The 16,877-nt window shown below is 65.6% G+C and carries 15 protein-coding genes; 8 read left to right on the top strand and 7 right to left on the bottom strand.

All coding sequences use genetic code 11. The features are described 5' to 3' along the window. Nucleotides 1-444 precede the first annotated feature (444 nt). Both EAO27_RS16630 and EAO27_RS16625 read right to left on the bottom strand, forming a co-directional pair. The gene (locus tag EAO27_RS16630; protein WP_242771860.1) at nt 445-2,754 is read right to left on the bottom strand and encodes a TonB-dependent receptor; all 2,310 of its coding nucleotides are present in this window, start codon (nt 2,752-2,754) and stop codon (nt 445-447) included. Between the two features lie 211 nt (nt 2,755-2,965). Further along, nucleotides 2,966-3,532, bottom strand: coding sequence for a DUF2585 domain-containing protein (locus tag EAO27_RS16625; protein ID WP_242771858.1), 567 nt, complete (start codon nt 3,530-3,532; stop codon nt 2,966-2,968). Between the two features lie 49 nt (nt 3,533-3,581). Here EAO27_RS16625 and gmk point away from each other — a divergent pair, with 49 nt between their 5' ends. After that, nucleotides 3,582-4,244: a guanylate kinase gene (gmk, locus tag EAO27_RS16620; RefSeq protein ID WP_242771855.1), complete on the top strand. Its 663-nt coding sequence runs from the start codon at nt 3,582-3,584 to the stop codon at nt 4,242-4,244. A 117-nt stretch (nt 4,245-4,361) separates the two neighbouring features. On the opposite strand, the gene EAO27_RS16615 is transcribed toward gmk, so the two are convergent. The 4 genes from EAO27_RS16615 to EAO27_RS16600 form a co-directional block, all read right to left on the bottom strand. Further along, nucleotides 4,362-4,799 carry an acyl-CoA thioesterase gene (locus tag EAO27_RS16615; protein ID WP_242771852.1) on the bottom strand — a complete coding sequence of 146 codons (438 nt, stop codon included), beginning with the start codon at nt 4,797-4,799 and terminating at the stop codon, nt 4,362-4,364. Between the two features lies 1 nt (nt 4,800). After that, nucleotides 4,801-5,583, bottom strand: a complete 783-nt coding sequence (locus EAO27_RS16610; RefSeq protein ID WP_242771849.1) for an SDR family NAD(P)-dependent oxidoreductase — start codon at nt 5,581-5,583, stop codon at nt 4,801-4,803. Nucleotides 5,584-5,687: 104 nt separating this feature from the next. Continuing rightward, entirely contained in the window at nt 5,688-6,857 is a 1,170-nt protein-coding gene (locus tag EAO27_RS16605) for an acetyl-CoA C-acetyltransferase (protein WP_242771846.1), read from the bottom strand. Between the two features lie 155 nt (nt 6,858-7,012). Next, nucleotides 7,013-8,167: an acyl-CoA dehydrogenase family protein gene (locus EAO27_RS16600; protein ID WP_242771843.1), complete on the bottom strand. Its 1,155-nt coding sequence runs from the start codon at nt 8,165-8,167 to the stop codon at nt 7,013-7,015. Nucleotides 8,168-8,393: 226 nt separating this feature from the next. On the opposite strand from EAO27_RS16600, the gene EAO27_RS16595 reads away from it, so the two are divergent. Then, on the top strand, nt 8,394-9,263 hold the full coding sequence (locus EAO27_RS16595; RefSeq protein ID WP_242771840.1) for an SMP-30/gluconolactonase/LRE family protein: 870 nt from the start codon (nt 8,394-8,396) through the stop codon (nt 9,261-9,263). Between the two features lie 212 nt (nt 9,264-9,475). Continuing rightward, entirely contained in the window at nt 9,476-11,584 is a 2,109-nt protein-coding gene (locus EAO27_RS16590; RefSeq protein WP_242771837.1) for a M3 family metallopeptidase, read from the top strand. A gap of 192 nt (nt 11,585-11,776) precedes the next feature. Here the strand turns inward: EAO27_RS16590 and EAO27_RS20950 are convergent, their stop codons facing one another. Beyond that, nucleotides 11,777-12,559, bottom strand: a complete 783-nt coding sequence (locus EAO27_RS20950) for a cold-shock protein (RefSeq protein ID WP_278190103.1) — start codon at nt 12,557-12,559, stop codon at nt 11,777-11,779. A gap of 263 nt (nt 12,560-12,822) precedes the next feature. Between EAO27_RS20950 and EAO27_RS16575 the strand changes: the two genes are divergently transcribed. From EAO27_RS16575 to EAO27_RS16555, 5 genes are all read left to right on the top strand, one after another. Next, nucleotides 12,823-13,440, top strand: coding sequence for a ribonuclease H-like domain-containing protein (locus EAO27_RS16575; protein WP_242771835.1), 618 nt, complete (start codon nt 12,823-12,825; stop codon nt 13,438-13,440). A gap of 17 nt (nt 13,441-13,457) precedes the next feature. Then, complete coding sequence (gene lptC / locus EAO27_RS16570; RefSeq protein WP_242771833.1) at nt 13,458-14,096, top strand: LPS export ABC transporter periplasmic protein LptC; 639 nt, start codon at nt 13,458-13,460, stop codon at nt 14,094-14,096. After that, entirely contained in the window at nt 14,093-14,677 is a 585-nt protein-coding gene (locus tag EAO27_RS16565; RefSeq protein WP_242771831.1) for an LptA/OstA family protein, read from the top strand. Before lptC ends, EAO27_RS16565 begins: the two co-directional genes overlap by 4 nt. A 109-nt stretch (nt 14,678-14,786) precedes the next feature. Continuing rightward, nucleotides 14,787-14,939 carry a hypothetical protein gene (locus EAO27_RS16560; protein WP_242771829.1) on the top strand — a complete coding sequence of 51 codons (153 nt, stop codon included), beginning with the start codon at nt 14,787-14,789 and terminating at the stop codon, nt 14,937-14,939. A 65-nt stretch (nt 14,940-15,004) separates the two neighbouring features. Next, a complete protein-coding gene (locus EAO27_RS16555) occupies nt 15,005-16,819 on the top strand; it encodes an ABC transporter ATP-binding protein/permease (protein ID WP_242771827.1) in 1,815 nt (604 codons plus the stop codon). Nucleotides 16,820-16,877 lie beyond the last annotated feature (58 nt).

The raw sequence follows: 16,877 nt of genomic DNA, 5'->3' as shown, positions 1-16,877 counted from the left end.
CGGCTCGTGCGGGGCTTGCCAGATCAGAGTGGGCGGGATAGCGATCAAACGTCTTAATTGTCAATATGATTAAGCGATTTGGAAACGGGCGCCCATCGCGGATGCCGCGGCGCCGGGCAGCGCGCGCGTTCGGGCGGCCGGACCAGCGCGCACCGAAAGACGCCGAAGTTCGTGGGAAATGATTCGGACATGACTGTCCGGGGCCAGGCGTGTTCGGCCGTCTCGGCGGCGGGTTGCACAGGCATGGTTTTGGGACCGGTTCGGCCGGGGCGAGGCCCGGGCGGCCGGATGGCAGGAGCGCCTGTCTGTCCGGCGATCGCGGCAGGCGCGGCGTGCTCCGCCGCCCCGGCAGCCGGAGCAAATCGTATCGCCGCGGCGCTGCCAGAGCTTTCGCGGGATGTCGGGGATTCGTGTCCGGGGCGGCCGCTCGGGCCGCCCGTCGCGTCAGAAGTCGAAGCTCACCTCGGCGCCGATCACGCGCGGGTCGCCCGGCGCGTAGAGGACGTAGCCCAGACTGCCCGAAAAATCGAGAATCGTGGTGGCGAAGCGCTTGTCGGTCAGGTTCTTGACGAACAGCGCGACATTCATCGACGGCTTTTCGAAGGTTTTGGAAATGCGGGCGTTGAGCAGGCCATAGCCCGGGATCACCGTCCAGCTCTTGGTGACGGCATCGGTCAGGCTGCTCGGCGCGCCGTCGTGCGTGCCCTTGTAAACATAGTCGACCTGCGCGCGCAGCGGTCCGCCCGGCATTTCATGTTCATAGGCGGCCGAGAGCGACCAGTTCCACGTGGGCAGATAGGGGAAGCGCTCGAACGAGCGGTCCTGACCGTTGCTGACATAATCGTCGTAGCGGGCGTGGACATAGCCGAGCGCGCCGCGCAGCGTGAAGCCGTCGAGTGGCACCGCGGTCGCTTCGGCCTCGAAACCCTTGATCGTGCCCTTGGCGGCGTTGCGCACCACGGTCAGCGTCGGCGGGTTCGGTGGCGGCAGCGAACTGCCGACAATCACCGTGCGCTGGATGCCGTCATATTTGGAGATATAGCCCGCGAGGTTGAGGCGCAGCCGGCGGTCGAACCAGTCGGATTTGAGACCGATTTCATAATCGGTGACCGTTTCGGGTTCGAACGGCTGGAAGGTCAGCGGATCGGCCCCGCCGCGCAGGTTGAACCCGCCCGCCTTGTAGCCGCGCGCGGTGCGGGCATAGAAAAGCAGGCCGTCGCGCGGCTTGTAGTCGAGCGTCGCCATATACGACCAGTCCGAATAGCTGTCCTTCAGATTGGCGATGCAGCCGGCCTCGCTTGTCACATTGGTGCCGACGAAGGCGGTGGGCAGGCTGCACCGCAGAAAGGTTCCGAGCGGGCGGTCGACGCGGTTGCGCGTGACGAGCGCCTTTGTGTCTTTGGTATAGCGCAGGCCGCCGGTCAGGCTGAGCTGTTCGGTCAGCGCGAAGGTTGCCTGCGCGAAGCCGGCGATGCTCGAATTCTTCACCGATCCGTCGGTGACGTTCGTCGTCAGGCCGTCGACGTTGGTGGTCGTGTTGAAGTTGACCGTCCGCGTGCCGTCGTTTCCGGTTTCGCGCGAATAGAAGACGCCGAAAATCCAGTTCAGCCGGTCGTCGAACGACAGGCCGGAAAACTGGGCTTCCTGGGTGAAGATTTTCTGCCGGGTGGGCTGGCGGACATGAATGAGGTTGAAGCGCGTTGCGTCGAGATCATGCTGGGTCAGCCGGTCGAGTTCGCGGTACGCGCTGATCGATTTGAAATCGACGCTGTCGTTCAGGCGGATGTTGAGCGTCGCCGACGTGCCCCAGGCCTCGATGCGGCTGAGGCTGCCAAAATTGTGGTTCACATCGCGATAGTCGGCGCTCTGCGCGAGGATGTCGGCGAGCGTGCCACCTTGCGACGCGACGGTGGTCAGCAGCGCCGACGGGCTGCGTACTCCGGCATAATGCCAGGGAAGGGTCGACGTGCTCGCCTTGTTGTAATCGCCGCGCACGGTCAGTTCGATATCGTCGCTGGCATCCCAGCGCAGCGCCGCGCGCAGATTGCCGCCGTCCATGTCGCCGCCGATATAGCGGCCGTCGAAGCGGTTGCGGCCATAGCCGTCGCGCTTGTCATATTGTCCGACGACGCGCAGCGCGAGCGTGCTCGCGATCGGCAGGTTGACGACCGCCGCGCCGCCGCGCCGGCGATATTCGTCGGTGCGCAGAACAACCTTGCCTTCGAAATCGTCGGCCGGCTGCTTGTAGAAGATGTTGATCGCACCGCCCGTGGTGTTGCGGCCGAACAGCGTGCCCTGCGGCCCCTTCAGGATCTCGACGCGGTCGACATCGATCAGGTTCGACATCTCGGTCGAGATCGTCTTGGCGATATTGACCCCGTCGAGATAGATGCCGACCGCGGGATCGGTGGTGAGCAATGCGTCGGTCTGGGTCTGGCCGCGCAACGAGATCGCCGTGGAGTTGCGGTCGGCCGACACCGGATTGATCGACAGCGACGGCGTCTGCTCCTGCAGATCGCGAAAGCTCTGCATCGACTGATTGGAAAGCGCTTCGCCCGACAGCGCGGTGATGGCGAGCGGCACGTCCTGCAACCGCTCCTCGCGCTTGCGGGCCTGGACGATGATGTCGCCGTCCCATCCGTTCGCGGCATTTTCCGCTTGGTCGGTTTCCTGGGCGAGCGCGGCAGCCGGCATGGCCGCCCCGATCCCAAAGGCCGCCATCGCGCCGGTTGCGAGTGCCTTGCGCAGTGTCATGCGCTCTCCCCTTACTTATATGTCTAGGTTATATATCTAGCGCTCCTATCCAAAATATGACGAACCGTCAACTATGGTGAAGACAATCTGGGATGCATTTTGGGAGGACGGTGAAGGCCGGTCGCGCGGCTGTCACAAGCCGGGCCCGTCTCCTGATCCGGCTGGCGCAGGCCGGCGATTCGCGCAGCCGGCCGGGGACATGTCCGGACGCTCAGGCGCCCGCCTGCCAGTCCTTCACCGCCTCGACCGGCGAGACCAGCATCAGCACGTTGAGCGTCAGATTGTCGCGGATCGTCCACAGGGTGAACAGTTCGAAGGCGATCGCGATGGCGACCGTCACCCACCAGCGCATCCGGCTCGCGGCGAGGAAGCCTCCGATCATGAAGAGCGCATCGCTCACCGAATTGAGGATCGAATCGCCCGAATAGCCGAAGGCCATCGTCACTTCGCGGTAGCGGTCGATGATGACGGGTGAGTTTTCGAGGATTTCCCACGCCGCTTCGATCCCGATCGCCAGCGCCAGCGCGATCCAGAGCGGCCGTGCCGGGATCAGCCAGCGCGCGAGGCCGTAGAATATGAAGCCGTGGATGATGTGGCTGAAGCTGTACCAGTCCGAAACCTGCTGGCTGTTCTGGTTCGACTGGACCGTGCCGTGCCACAGGCTGATCGTGCCGCACGGGCAGATCGGCGGACGCCCCATCGCGAAGAGGATTGCGGCGAACAGCGCGAGCAACGTCGCCGCGACGAGCCAGCCTGCTCGAGAAACCCCCAGGAACATCGCCGTCCTTCCCGCTTGACCGCCGCCTTCGCTCGCGCAATTAGCGCCCATGGCTGATAGCGTCCACCTCAACCGCCGCGGCGTGTTGTTCGTCCTCTCCTCGCCCTCGGGAGCGGGCAAGACCACCATTTCGAAAAAGATGCTCGCCGCCGATCCCGATATCGCACTGTCGGTGTCCGCGACCACGCGCCCGCCGCGTCCGGGGGAGGTCGACGGCAAGGATTATCATTTCGTCGATGTCGACAGCTTCAAGGCGATGGCGGCCGAGGGCGAATTCCTCGAATGGGCGCATGTCTTCGGCCACCGCTACGGCACGCCGCGCGCGCGCGTCGAGGAACTGCTCGCCGCGGGCAAGGACGTGCTCTTCGACATCGACTGGCAGGGCGCGCAGCAACTCTATCAGGAGGCGGGCCCCGACGTCGTGCGGGTGTTCGTCCTGCCGCCGACGATGGAGGAACTCGAACGCCGGTTGCGCGCGCGCAACACCGACAGCGACGAGGTGATCGCCGCGCGCATGGCGCGTGCCGCGAACGAGATCAGCCACTGGGACGGCTACGACTATGTGCTGATCAACGACCAGGTCGAGGAATGCTATGGCGAGGTCGTCGCTATTCTGCGCGCCGAACGGCTGAAACGCCGCCGCCAGATCGGCCTGATCGGCTTCGCGCGCGACCTGATCCGCTCGGTGCCCGATGCGGATACGAAGCTCTGATCCTTGGCGTCATTGCGAGGAGCCGCAGGCGACGCGGCAATCTCCAGTCATCCGCTTTGCCCAAGGCCGATAGCTGGAGATTGCTTCGCTCCGCTCGCAATGACGGATTTCGAAAGTTCAGGCCGGCTTCGCCAGCTTTTCTTCCAGTTCCGCGACCGTTTCCGCGCGCAGCGGTTTTGCCTGTCCGTCGGTGCGGCACACGACGACCGTGTCGCAGGTCGCAATCGCGCGGCCGTTCTGGAACATTGCCTGGACGATGGTCCAGCTCGAGGTGCCGAGGCGGCCGATGCCCGTCGCGATCTGGACCGGATCGGGGAAATGGCCCTCGGCGAGATAGTTGATCTCGACCGCGGCGACCATCGTGCGCTCGTTCGCGGGGCGCTCGCCGAGCGGGCGCACATCGCGGTTGAGCAGCACGCGGCCGCTTTCGAACAGCGCCGCAAAGGCCACATTGTTGAGGTGGCCGTTGACGTCCATGTCCTGGAACCGCGTCTGCAGGTCGAGGTGGACGGGGTAGCTGGCGGCGTTCAGCCGCCAGCTCTCCGGTTTCGGCATATCAGCGCGGACCCATGCGGATGCCGCCGTCGAGGCGCACGTCCTCGCCGTTGAAATAGCCGTTTTCGATCATGCACAGCGCAAGATTGGCATATTCGGCGGGGTTGCCGAGGCGCTTCGGGTTGAGCACCGAGGCGCCCAGCGCGTCGCGGACATTCTGCGGCGCGCCGGCGAGCAGCGGGGTGTCGAAGATGCCGGGCAGGATGGTGTTGACGCGGATCTTTTCGCTGCCGAGATCGCGCGCGATCGGCAGGGTCATGCCGACGACGCCGCCCTTCGACGCCGAATAGGCCGCCTGGCCGATCTGGCCGTCCTCGGCCGCGACCGACGCGGTGTTGACGATCGCGCCGCGGTCGCCGTCTTCTTGCGGTTCGAGCGTCATCATGCCCGCCGCCGACTTGGCGATGCAGCGGAAGGTGCCGACGAGGTTGATCTGGATGATCCAGTTGAAGGCATCGAGCGGGAAATGCTTGATGCTGCCGTCTTCCTTCGAACGGCTCGCGGTCTTGATCGCGTTGCCGGTGCCCGCGCAGTTGACGAGGATGCGCTCCTGGCCGATCGCGGCGCGCGCCTTTTCGAAGGCGGCATCGACCGACGCGTCGTCGGTGACGTTGCATTCGCAGAAGACGCCGCCGAGTTCTTCGGCCAGCGCCTTGCCCTTTTCTTCCTGCAGGTCGAAGATCGCGACCTTGACGCCCTTCGAGGCGAGCAGGCGCGCGGTCGCGGCGCCGAGGCCCGAGGCGCCGCCGGTGACGACGGCGGATACGGTGGAATCGAGTTTCATGTCATTCTCCCTTGAAACGTCGCCCCCGCGAAAGCGGGGGCCGTTGGCAGCCTTGCGCCACCTCGATAGCGGCCCCCGCTTTCGCGGGGGCGACGCCAAATTGCTTACAGCCGTTCGATGATCGTGACGTTGGCCTGGCCGCCGCCTTCGCACATCGTCTGGAGGCCATATTTGCCGCCCCTGGCGTCGAGCACGCCGAGCAGGGTCGCCATCAGCTTGGTGCCCGAGGCGCCGAGCGGGTGGCCGAGCGCGATCGCGCCGCCGTGGACGTTGAGGCGGCCATGGTCGGCGCCGAGATATTTGAGCCACGCGAGCGGGACGGGCGCGAACGCCTCGTTGACTTCATAGGCGTCGATGTCGGCGATCGAGAGCCCGGCCTTCTTCAGCGCCTTTTCGGTCGCGAACAGCGGTTCTTCGAGCATGATGATCGGGTCGCCCGCGGTCACCGAGATGTGGTGGATGCGCGCGCGCGGGGTCAGGCCATGATCCTTGAGCGCCTGCTCCGACACGATCAGCGCCGCCGAGGCGCCGTCGCAGATCTGGCTCGACGAGGCGGCGGTGATCGACCCGCCTTCCTGCAGGATCTTCACCCCCGCGATGCCTTCGAGCGTCGCGTCGAAACGGATGCCTTCGTCGACGGTGTGGAGCTGCGACCCTTCGGCGGTCTCGATCGCGACGGGCACGATTTCGCGCTGGAACAGCCCGGCCTCGGTTGCGGCCCTGGCGCGGCGATGGCTTTCGAGCGCGAAGGCGTCGAGGTCGTCCTTGGTGAAGCCGTGCTTCTTGACGATCATCTCGGCGCCCATGAACTGGCTGAACATGATGCCGGGATATTTTTCCTCGAGCCGCGGCGATTTGTAATTGCCGAGGCCTTCCTTCATGAACAGCGTCGCGACGCTGCCCATCGGGACGCGCGTCATGCTCTCGATGCCGCTCGCGAGCACCATGTCCTGCGTTCCCGACATCACCGCCTGCGCGGCGAACATCATCGCCTGCTGCGACGATCCGCACTGGCGATCGATCGTCACCGCGGGGATGCTGTCGGGCAGCTTCGATGCGAGTACGGCGTTGCGGCCGAGATCCATCGTCTGCTCGCCGCCCTGGCTGACGCAGCCGGTGATGACGTCGTCGATCTTCGAGGTGTCGAAATCGTTGCGGTCGGCGATCGCGTCGAACACCGCGGCGCCTAGGTCGACGGGGTGGACGCCGGCGAGCTTGCCGCCGCGGCGGCCACCGGCGGTGCGGACGGCGTCTACGATATAGGCGTGGGCCATGGGAGAATTCCTTTCTTGATTCCCCTCCCGCAGGCGGGAGGGGTTAGGGGTGGGCGCGAGCGGAGCGAGCATCTCGGAGGTAGGTAGCCCACCCCGCTGCGACTAGGGAGCAAGCTCCCAAGTCTCACTGCCCCTCCCGCTTGCGGGCGGGGAAATTACAGCTTGCGCCCGATCAGTTCCTTCATGATTTCGTTCGTGCCGCCGAAGATGCGCGTCACGCGCGCCGCGCGCCAGGCGCGGGCGATCGGATATTCGTTCATGTAGCCCGAGCCGCCGAACAGCTGGAGGCACTTGTCCATCACCTCCCACTGGAGGTCGGTGTGCCACAGCTTCGCCGCCGCGCCCTCTTCGGGGGTCAGTTCCTTCTTCATGTGACGCGCGAGCGCCCAGTCGAGGTGCGCCCAGCCGACCTGCAGCTTCGCCTTCAAATCGGCGAGCACGAAGCGGCTGTTCTGGAAATCGAGGATCGGCTTGCCGAACGCCTTGCGCTCGCGCGTATATTCGACGGTGTCGTCGAAGGCGCGCTGCGCCGAGGCCTGTGCGCTGACCGCGATCGACAGGCGTTCCTGCGGCAGTTCGCTCATCAGATAGATGAAGCCCTGGCCTTCCTCGCCGAGGCAGTTGGTGATCGGAACGCGCACGTCCTCGAAGAACAGCTCCGAGGTGTCGGCCTCGTCCTGTCCGATCTTGTCGAGGTTGCGCCCGCGCTTGAAACCTTCGCGATCGGCTTCGACGAGCACGATCGACACGCCCTTCCACGCCGGCTGCACCTCGGTGTCGGTCTTGACGCAGACGAGGATCAGGTCGGCGTTCTGGCCGTTGGTGATGAAGGTCTTCGACCCGTTGATGACATAGTGATTGCCATCCTTCTTCGCGGTCGTGCGCATCCCCTGAAGATCGCTGCCGGTGCCCGGTTCGGTCATCGCGATCGCGGTGATCACCTCGCCCGACACCATCTTGGGCAGCCAGTGCTTCTTCTGCTCTTCCGAGCCATATTTGACGATATAGGAAGTGACGATGTCCGACTGGAGCGAGAAGCCGGTGGTCGCGCGGCCGTAATAGGCGCTTTCCTCGTCGACGATCGCATTATAGCCGAAGTCGAGTCCGAGCCCGCCATAGGCCTCGGGAACCGTCGGGCACAGCATGCCGAGTTCGCCCGCCTTGGGCCAGATCGACTTGGGGACGATGCCGTCCTCGGCCCATTGCGCGGCGTTGGGCGCGACTTCCTTTTCGAGGAACTGGCGCACCGTCGAACGGAACGCCTCATGATCCTCGGTATAGGCCGTGCGCGAGAGGTTATCGAGCGACATCGTCTTCCTTTCCCTGATGGCGGCCGGACGAAATCGGGGAGCCGGCCGCGCCAACAGCCGCGCGCGGGGCACGGCCTTCGCCGCCACCTGACCTTACGTTTACGTGCACGTCAAGTGGAAATGCCGCTACGGCATGAAAGTCGGGCCGTCGCCCGTACAAAGCCTTGGCGGTGAATAGCTTTGCAGGCGCTGGGCAGCGGCGACGGCGCGCGCTAGGCACGGCGCCATGATCGACCTTCTTCTCGACGCCGGCGCGCTGCTCGGCGAATCGCCCCGCTGGCACGCCGACGAAGCCTGCCTCTATTGGGTCGATATCGACGCCTTTCGTATCCACCGCACCGATCCCGCGAGCGGCCGCGACGCGGTGATGCAGCTCGACGGCCCCGTCGGTTGCGTCGCGCCGCGTCGCGGCGGCGGGCTGATCGCCGCGCTCCGTGCCGGATGCGCGCTGATCGACGGATGGGGCGATATCCCGCGCGCCTTCGGCGAACCGGTGCTCGCCGACAAGCCGCACCAGCGCTTCAACGACGGTTGCGTCGACGCAGCGGGGCGCCTGTGGGTCGGCAGCCTGACCGCCGACAAGCCGAAGCGCGACGCGACCCTCTATCGCGTCGACCCCGACGGAGCGATCACGCCGGTGATCGATGGTTTGATGACGAGTAATGGTGCCGCTTTCAGCCCCGACGGGCGCAGCTTCTATCATGCCGACACGCCGACCCACCGGATCGACGTCTATGATGTCGATCCCGACACCGGCATGCTCGGCGCACGGCGCACCTTTCATCAGTTCGAGGAGGGCAGGGGGCGTCCCGACGGCGGTGCGGTCGATGCCGAGGGCTGCTACTGGTCGGCCTTGTGGGACGGCTGGCGCATCGTGCGCTTCTCGCCCGCGGGCGAGCTTCTCCAGACGGTCGAGATGCCGGTGCAGCGCCCGACGATGATCGCGTTCGGCGGCGCCGACATGCGCACCGCCTTCGTCACCAGCGCCGGCAAGAATTTGATCGACGAAGAGCGCAGGGCGCAGCCGCACGCCGGCGGCCTCTTCACCTTCCGCGTCGACGTGCCGGGGGTGGTCGTCCCGATGTTCGCCGGCTGATCGTGCCCGCGCAGCATTGCGCGGCCCGTCGCATCGCCGGCGCCGCAACCTTGCGCATCGCTGTCATATCTGGTTAAGACGCCCGCCGACATGGTTTCGTCCGAAACCTTTTCCGCCGGGAGATTCCGAATATGTCGCGCAACGCGCCCCGTTTTGTCCGTCGCCTGTCGACTCTGCTTGCATCGACTGCGATGCTCGCGGGTATGAGCCAGATGACGACTCTTGCTGCCGAAACCGCCAAGCCCGCCGCCGCGACTGCGCCAGCGGGCGAGAATCCGATGCTCGCGCCGTGGACCGGCCCCTATGAAGGGGTGCCGCCGTGGGACAAGATGGATCCCGAACTGTTCCCCGACGCCTTTGCCAAGGGCATGGCCGAGGTGAAGGCGCAGGTACAGGCGGTGATCGACAATCCCGAAGCGCCGACGTTCGAAAACACGCATGTGCCGATGATGCTCGCGGGCGACACGATGGAACGCGTTTATGCGCTGTGGGGCGTCCAGACGTCGAACAAGTCGAACGACCGCGTCGAGGACATCGACGCCGAATGGAGCCCCAAGCTCACCACTTTCTACACCGAGCTGTTCCTCGAGCCCAAGCTCTTTGCGCGCTACAAGGCGGTCTATGACGCCCGCCATCAGAGCGGCCTCAATGCCCAGCAGGTCCGCATCGTCGAACGCAGCTATGACGAGATGGTGCGCGACGGCGCGAACCTGTCGTCCGCCGACAAGGCGAAGCTCGTCGAAATGAACGCGAAGCTCGAGGGGCTGTTCTCGACCTTCTCGTCGAAGCTGCTCGGCGACGAGAAGCTCTACACCTTCGTCACCGACAAGAATGAGCTCGCGGGGCTCGAACCCGGCTTCATCGCCTCGCTCGCCGCGGCCGCCGAGGCCAACGGCAAGCCCGGCCAGTGGGCGATCAAGAACACGCGCTCGTCGGCGCAGCCGGTATTGCAGGGTGCCACCAACCGGGCGCTGCGTGAAAAGGTCTACAAGGCGTTCGTCAATCGCGGCGACAATGGTGACGCGAACGACACCAATGCGACGATCGCCGAGATTCTGAAGCTGCGCCAGCAGCGCGCCGAACTGCTCGGTTTCGCGACCCATGCCAATTACCGCATGGCCGACACTATGGCCAAGACCCCCGAAGCCGCGATGGGGCTGATGATGAAGGTCTGGCCCGCCGCCGTCGCGCGCGTGAAGGAAGAGGTCGCCGACATGCAGGCGATCGCCGACGCGGAGGCCAAGGCAAACAAGGGCGCGAAGATCACCATCGAGCCGTGGGATTATCGCTTCTATGCGGAGAAGGTCCGCAAGGCGAAATACGACCTCGATGAGAGCGAGGTGAAGCCATACCTCCAGCTCGACAAGCTGGTCGACGGCATGTTCTGGTCGGCGGGTCAGCTCTATGACCTCGGTTTCCGCGAGAATACGGGAACGATCCCCGTGTTCGATCCGAAGGTGCGCACGTTCGAGGTCTACAACCTCAAGACCAATGCGAATGTCGGGGTCTTCTACCTCGACAATTTTGCGCGCGACGGCAAGCGTTCGGGGGCGTGGATGACGACCTATCGCAGCCAGCAGACGCTTGGCGGCGAGCGCAATGTCCTCGCCTCGAACAACAATAATTTCACCGAAGCCGCGAAGGGCGAGCCGACGCTGATCAGCCTCGACGACGCGCAGACGCTGTTCCACGAATTCGGCCACGGCATCCATTATCTGTTGCAGCACGTCTATTATCCTGCGCTCGCCGGGGTGCCGCGCGACTTCGTCGAATATCCGAGCCAGGTGAACGAGAATTGGCTGATGACCCCCGAAGTGCTGTCGAAATATGCGACGCACTACAAGACGGGCGCGCCGATGCCGCAGGCGCTGGTCGACAAGATCCTTGCCTCGGACAAGTTCAACCAGGGTTTTACCACGGTCGAATATCTGGGCAGCGCGATCGTCGACATGAAGCTGCACGACCGCAAGATTCCGGTGACCGACCCCGACAAGTTCGAGCGCGAGACGCTCGCCGAAATGGGGATGCCGAAGGAAATCGTCATGCGGCATCGCCTGCCGCAGTTCGGCCACCTGTTCAGCAGCGACGCCTATTCGGCGGGCTATTATTCCTATCTCTGGTCGGAAACGATGGATGCCGACACCTGGGCGGCCTTCACCGAAGCCGGCGGGCCGTGGGACCGCAGCGTCGCCGACAAGTTCCGCACCATCCTGCTCATGACGGGCAACGAGACCGACCGCGCCGACGCCTACCGCGCTTTCCGCGGTCGCGATCCCGACGTGAAGGCGCTGCTCAGGAAGCGCGGCTTCCCCACCGAATAGGGCGGGCAAAACGGATCGAGGCAAAGGGGGCGATTTCGCCCCCTTTGTTTTGACCGTCCGGCTTTTTCTGCTCCATGGTCGCTGGAGGGCCCGCGGCCTTGCCCCGGCGCGGGGGCATGAGCGACCGGACGGGGCCCAACGAAAAAGGGCGACCCGCGGGCCGCCCTTTTCCTTGTTCGTTCGGAACCGAAATCAGTCCTGATGGGGCTGCAGGTTCACCGCCGCGAACTTGCCGCGGTCGTCGACTTCGATGTCGAAGGCGACGCGGTCGCCTTCCTCGAGGCCGGCCATGCCCGCGCGCTGCACTGCGCTGATGTGGACGAAGGCGTCGGCCTGGCCGTCATCGCGGGCGATGAAGCCGAAGCCCTTGGTGGTGTTGAAGAACTTCACCGTGCCCGAGGTGCGTTCGCCGGTCAGCTGGCGCCGTCCGCGCGCGCCGCCCGGACGATCACCGCCGCGATCGTCGCGCTGGCGGGGAGCGAATTCCTCGATCGGCATCGGTTCGCCTTCGATCTTGAGGTCGATCGCCGACACCTTGCCGTTGCGTTCCACGAGGGTGAAGCCGAGCGGCTGGCCCGAGGCGAGACCCTGAAGGCCGGCCTGTTCGACCGCGCTGATGTGGACGAAGACATCCTCGCCGCCATCGTCGCGTGCGACAAAGCCGAAACCCTTCGACGGGTTGAAGAATTTGACGGTGCCCTGACCTTCGCCAACGACCTGCGCGGGCATGCCGCCGCCACCGCCGCGTCCGCCGCCGAATCCGCCGCGATCGCCCCCGAAACCGCCCCGGTCCCGGTCGCCGAAGCCGCCACGGTCACCGCCGCCGAAGCCGCCGCGATCCCGGTCGCCGAAGCCGCCACGTCCGCCGCCATAGCTGTCACCGCCGTAGGGCGCGGGTTCGAAACTGTCGAAACCGCCGAAATCATCGCGCTTGCCACGTCCGCGGTGGCCGCGCCGATCCTTGTTGAAACTCATTGTCTGATAGTCGCTTTCGGTTCGTCCACGCCCCGTTCAATCCGGCTCCTTGCGCCGGACGGAGACGCAGTTCACCACGGGCACGGACTCGCCCCGTGCCGCCAACGGCGCAATATATAACCTAAATAAACGGCGTGGGCGAACAGAAAATATCATCATGGCAAGATGTAAAAACAAGGGGCGGTCGCGCCGGTCCGGCCGGGCGATCCGGTGCGCGAAACCAGTCATTGAGCCGCAAGGCGGCTTGGCCTAAAGGCGGGGCCATGACTGTCCATTTCCACGAAGAAGATCTGCCCGAAGGCGCACTCGGTCCGGGACCGGTCGCGGTCGACACCGAAACGATGGGACTCAACCCGCTGCGCGACCGGCTGTGCCTCGTCCAGATCAGCGACGGTTCGGGCGACGAGCATCTCGTCCGCTTCGGTCCCGGAAGCCATTATGACGCGCCGGTGCTGAAAGCGATTCTTTCTGATCCCAACAGATTGAAATTATACCATTTTGCACGCTTCGATCTGGCCGCGATCGAGCATGCGCTCGGCGTGATGGCGGCGCCCGTCTATTGCACCAAGATCGCCTCGCGGCTGATCCGCACCTACACCGACCGTCACGGGCTCAAGGAACTGGTGCGCGAATTGCTGGGGCAGGACGTGTCGAAGCAGCAGCAGTCGAGCGACTGGGGCGCGGCGACGCTCAGCGAAGCGCAGCGCGAATATGCCGCCAGCGACGTGCGCTTCCTGCACGCGATGAAAGAGGTGCTCGACGCGCGGCTGGTGCGCGAGGGGCGGATGGAACTCGCGCAATCCTGTTTCGATTTCCTGCCGACGCGTGCGCGGCTCGACCTCGCGGGCTGGCCCGAGATCGACATTTTCGCGCACAGCTGAGCGAATCGGAGAAACGGGTGTCCGAACGCGCCGATCATGACCGCACGATGCGCCAGCTCTGGGCGGCCAGCGGCTCGAATCACGATCGTGTCGTGCGCATCCTGCGTTTCGGCTTGCCGCTGATCATCGGCGTCGTCGCCGCGGTGCTGATCTTCTCGCCCTTCACCCAGCGCACCGAGATCAGCTTCCTCCTCTCGAAGGACAAGGTCGCGGTCGCGCAGGAACGGATGAAGGTGACGCGCGCCGAATATCGCGGGCAGGATTCGAAGGGGCAGCCCTTCGCGTTGATCGCGGGCAGCGCGGTACAGAAAAGCTCGGTCGAACCGATCGTGCGGATGAGCCAGCTGTCGGGCGCGATCCGGCTGAACGACGGTCCCGCGACGATCGCCGCCGCCGAGGGGCAATATAACATGGACACCGAAAAGGTCGCGGTGCCCGGGATGGTGCAGGTCAAGAGCGCCGACGGATACCGGATCGACGCCAGCAACGTCGCGATCGACCTCAAGACGCGCAGCCTCGTCGGCACCGGCGGCGTTGCGGGTACATTGAACATCGGCCATTTTTCGGCCAACCAGCTGTCCGCCGACCTCGACCAGCGGATCGTCCGCCTGTCGGGCAATGCGAAGCTGCGCATCAATCAGGGAGTGCTGAAATGACGTCATCGCCGCGCTTGTTCGGGCGGACGAGCCTGCTCCTCGCCGGCGCGAGCTTCGCGCTGACCAGCCTCGCGATCCTCTCCACCGGGGGCGGCGACACGGCGCAGGCGCAGGCGCTCGCCAATCACAACAGCAACGCCCCGGTCGATTTCGACGCGGGCAGCATCGAGGTGCAGGACCGCGCCGATCGCGTCATCCTCGCGGGCGGGGTGCGCGTGACGCAGGCGGGCATGACCGTGACCTCGCAGCGCATGACCGTCGCCTACAGCCGCCAGGGCGGCACCGACGTCAACCGGCTCGACGCGACCGGCGGTGTCGTCGTGACCAAGGGCGACGAGCGCGCGTCGGGCAATGTCGCGATCTATGACCTCGACCGCCGGCTGATCACGATGGTCGGCAACGTCCAGCTGACCCAGCGCGGCAATCGCCTCAATGGCGGGCGGCTGGTGATCGACCTCAATTCGGGGCGCGCGACGGTCGATGGGCGCGGCGCGGCGCGCGGGCCCGACGGCCAGCCGATCCAGGGCGGCACCGGCGGGCGCGTGACGGGCACCTTCACCGTACCGGAAAGAAAGCAGTAACCACGCGCCTTTGCGAAAGCGAAACCCTGCGGCGCGAAGCTGCGCGGCAGGGACCAGACCATCTGCGGCGCCGGGGGCGACGCCGCACCGGCAAGGTCAGGTTCGCCCCATGCGCTTCTCCCCCCTCGTCCCCCCGCGTCGCCCGCTGGCGGGCCGCCGCATCGATCCGCAACCGCCCACCGAACTGCCGGGTCCGACCCCGGCGGAGCGCCGGCTGATCGATCGCCTGCTGCGCCGCGCCGGCTATCGCGATTCGCGCTGACGCCTGCGCGCGCGCGCCGGGGAAGCGATTGTTAAGCCATCGCTTCGTCCCTACATGCGGGGGCGATGCCGCCCGACACGACCACCAGCGCCGATGCGAAGCGCGAACCGCCCGTCCTCGCGACGCTCAAGCGCTTCCTGCCCTATCTGTGGCCGGCGGGGCATCGCGAGCACAAGATCCGCATCATCCTCGCCGGCCTCATCGTACTCGCATCGAAGGGCGTGCAGCTGTCGATGGGCTTCCTCTATGGCGCCGCGATCGACAGGATGGCGCCGGGAATGGAGGAGGGCGTCGCGCTCGCGATCGGGCTGGTGCTCGCTTACGCCGGCGCGCGCTTCGCCGGGGTCCTGTTCGACAACCTGCGCAACGTCGTGTTCGAGCGCGTCGGGCAGGATGCGACGCGCGAACTCGCGATCGCGACCTTCACCCATCTCCATGCGCTGAGCCTGCGCTTCCACCTCGCGCGGCGGACGGGCGAGGTCACCAAGGTGATCGAGCGCGGGACCAAGAGCATCGACACGATGCTCTATTTCCTGCTGTTCAACATTGCGCCGACGGTGATCGAACTGGCTGCGGTGCTGATTATCTTCTGGACCAAGTTCAGCTTCGGCCTCGCCAGTGCGACCGCGCTGATGGTGATCGTCTACATCATCTTCACCCGCAAGGTGACCGACTGGCGCAACGCGCTGCGCACGCGGATGAACGACCTCGACACGCTCACCGTCGGGCGCAGCGTCGACAGCCTGCTCAATTACGAGACGGTCAAATATTTCGGCGCCGAGGAGCGCGAGACGGCGCGCTACCGCGACGTCGCCGACCAATATGCGCGCGCCGCGGTGAAGAGCGAAAACAGCCTCGCCTGGCTCAACATCGGACAGAGCTTCATCACCAACGCCGCGATGGCGGGGGCGATGGCCTATACCGTGTGGGGCTGGTCGAAGGGCATTTTCCAGGTCGGCGACGTGGTGCTGGTGAACACGCTGCTCGCGCAGCTTTTCCGGCCGCTCGACATGCTCGGCATGGTCTATCGCGTCATCCGCCAGGGGCTGATCGACATGGAGGCGATGTTCCGCCTGATCGACACCCCGCCCGAGATATCCGACGCGCCGGGCGCCCGGCCGCTGGTCGTGAACGGCGGCGCGGTGGCGTTCGACAATGTCGTCTTCGGCTACGAGCCCGACCGCACGATCCTCAATGGCGTCCGCTTCGCGGTTGGCGCCGGCGAAACGCTGGCGATCGTCGGGCCTTCGGGCGCGGGCAAGTCGACGATCGCGCGGCTGCTCTTCCGCTTCTACGACCCGCAGGGCGGGCGGATCACCATCGACGATCAGGATATCGCGCAGGTGACGCAGGCGAGCCTGCGCGCCGAAATTGGCATCGTCCCGCAGGATACGGTGCTGTTCAACGATTCGATCGGCTATAATATCGCCTATGGCCGCGAAGGCGCGAGCGCCCCCGAAATCGCGGCAGCTGCCGAGGGCGCGGCGATCGACGGCTTCGTTGCGCTCCTGCCGCAGGGTTATGAGACCGAGGTCGGCGAGCGCGGACTCAAGCTGTCGGGCGGCGAGAAGCAGCGCGTCGCGATCGCGCGCACGCTGCTCAAGAACCCGCCGATCCTGATCCTCGATGAAGCGACGAGCGCGCTCGACAGCCGCACCGAGGCGGCGATCCAGGACACGCTCGAACGCATCGCCGAACGCCGCACGACGCTGGTGATCGCGCACCGCCTGTCGACCGTGACCGGCGCCGACCGGATCATCGTGCTCGAGCGCGGCCGCGTCGCCGAGACCGGGACGCACGACCAGCTGCTCGGCATGCGCGGGCTCTACGCCGACATGTGGGCGCGGCAGCAGGCAGAGAAGGAAGAGGGCACGGTTTAGGGCGGTCGCGCGCACCTATCGCAACAAAATTGCTTGAGTTGGGTTGACCCGCCACGCC

The sequence above is a fragment of the Sphingopyxis sp. YF1 genome (assembly GCF_022701295.1).
GTDB lineage: Bacteria > Pseudomonadota > Alphaproteobacteria > Sphingomonadales > Sphingomonadaceae > Sphingopyxis.
Note: the sequence above shows the minus strand (reverse complement) of the source record. Positions and strands in the feature narration are given on the sequence as shown.

Excerpts from the sequence above, each read along its gene's own strand:
- EAO27_RS16630 (WP_242771860.1), bottom strand. The coding sequence starts at position 2,754 with ATGACACTGCGCAAGGCACTCGCAACCGGCGCGATGGCGGCCTTTGGG.
- EAO27_RS16625 (WP_242771858.1), bottom strand. The coding sequence starts at position 3,532 with ATGTTCCTGGGGGTTTCTCGAGCAGGCTGGCTCGTCGCGGCGACGTTG.
- gmk (WP_242771855.1), top strand. The coding sequence starts at position 3,582 with ATGGCTGATAGCGTCCACCTCAACCGCCGCGGCGTGTTGTTCGTCCTC.
- EAO27_RS16615 (WP_242771852.1), bottom strand. The coding sequence starts at position 4,799 with ATGCCGAAACCGGAGAGCTGGCGGCTGAACGCCGCCAGCTACCCCGTC.
- EAO27_RS16610 (WP_242771849.1), bottom strand. The coding sequence starts at position 5,583 with ATGAAACTCGATTCCACCGTATCCGCCGTCGTCACCGGCGGCGCCTCG.
- EAO27_RS16605 (WP_242771846.1), bottom strand. The coding sequence starts at position 6,857 with ATGGCCCACGCCTATATCGTAGACGCCGTCCGCACCGCCGGTGGCCGC.
- EAO27_RS16600 (WP_242771843.1), bottom strand. The coding sequence starts at position 8,167 with ATGTCGCTCGATAACCTCTCGCGCACGGCCTATACCGAGGATCATGAG.
- EAO27_RS16595 (WP_242771840.1), top strand. The coding sequence starts at position 8,394 with ATGATCGACCTTCTTCTCGACGCCGGCGCGCTGCTCGGCGAATCGCCC.
- EAO27_RS16590 (WP_242771837.1), top strand. The coding sequence starts at position 9,476 with ATGACGACTCTTGCTGCCGAAACCGCCAAGCCCGCCGCCGCGACTGCG.
- EAO27_RS20950 (WP_278190103.1), bottom strand. The coding sequence starts at position 12,559 with ATGAGTTTCAACAAGGATCGGCGCGGCCACCGCGGACGTGGCAAGCGC.
- EAO27_RS16575 (WP_242771835.1), top strand. The coding sequence starts at position 12,823 with ATGACTGTCCATTTCCACGAAGAAGATCTGCCCGAAGGCGCACTCGGT.
- EAO27_RS16565 (WP_242771831.1), top strand. The coding sequence starts at position 14,093 with ATGACGTCATCGCCGCGCTTGTTCGGGCGGACGAGCCTGCTCCTCGCC.
- EAO27_RS16560 (WP_242771829.1), top strand. The coding sequence starts at position 14,787 with ATGCGCTTCTCCCCCCTCGTCCCCCCGCGTCGCCCGCTGGCGGGCCGC.
- EAO27_RS16555 (WP_242771827.1), top strand. The coding sequence starts at position 15,005 with ATGCCGCCCGACACGACCACCAGCGCCGATGCGAAGCGCGAACCGCCC.